This window comes from Fastidiosibacter lacustris, assembly GCF_003428155.1.
Lineage (GTDB): Bacteria > Pseudomonadota > Gammaproteobacteria > Francisellales > Francisellaceae > Caedibacter > Caedibacter lacustris.
The window spans coordinates 1-716 of the sequence record NZ_QLIR01000057.1; the positions used below are offsets into that span (position 1 = coordinate 1).

The following is a 716-nucleotide window of genomic DNA, read 5'->3' on the forward strand; positions in this document are numbered from 1 at the left end:
TACACTTAACTACCCCCTTATACCCTATTTTAACTATTTACAGAATTGTCAGTAACGCTTTTGTCATTATTTTTACCATTGTCGGCAAGTTTTAATAAGCTTGCTTTAGCTAGCTCAATTTGATAACGATGCTTAGCTTCACTATAGGTAGTTAGATCACCTTGTTGAGCAGGTTCAGCTTGTCCAAAAATCTTGGCTTTAAGTCGTGCCAACAGATTTAGCTTTTCTGGATATATAAGCTTAGATGCAGATACGTCATTGTTTGTAGCCTCTTGAGTTTTATTATCTTGTGCTCCATCTTTAGTCTTTTCAGCTTCTTCCATAAAGCGATCTGCTACGACTACATCCTGCTCTTTTAGATGGTTATATACTTGGGTAATATACTCCACGTTAATTTGTGGCTCCGATAGAATAGTTCGAATAATCTCAATTTGGTGTGCATTGTCATTATCAAGGATCATCTGTGAAAGAATTTGGGCAATTTCAATAGAAGATAAGTTTGAGTCCATCGTTTGTTGTACAATGCCTTTAACAACAAAGGAGACTTGGTCAGAGTCACTTGCTACACTTACCATTCCAGCAGCAATTTTACCTATACTTTTTGTCGACAATTGTGCCTCGATTGCTTGCTGTATAGTACTCTTGATTACAATGTTATTATTAACATCTAGCCCTTTTTCTATTTCCTGTCTTACCAAATTCATTGCAATATTAGA

At 35.9% G+C, this 716-nt stretch carries 1 protein-coding gene; it reads right to left on the reverse strand.

Annotated elements, in window-relative coordinates; all coding sequences use genetic code 11:
* Positions 1-29 precede the first annotated feature (29 nt).
* A partial coding sequence (locus tag DNJ77_RS09855; protein ID WP_157966685.1) for a hypothetical protein occupies positions 30-716 on the reverse strand: 687 nt, incomplete at its 5' end.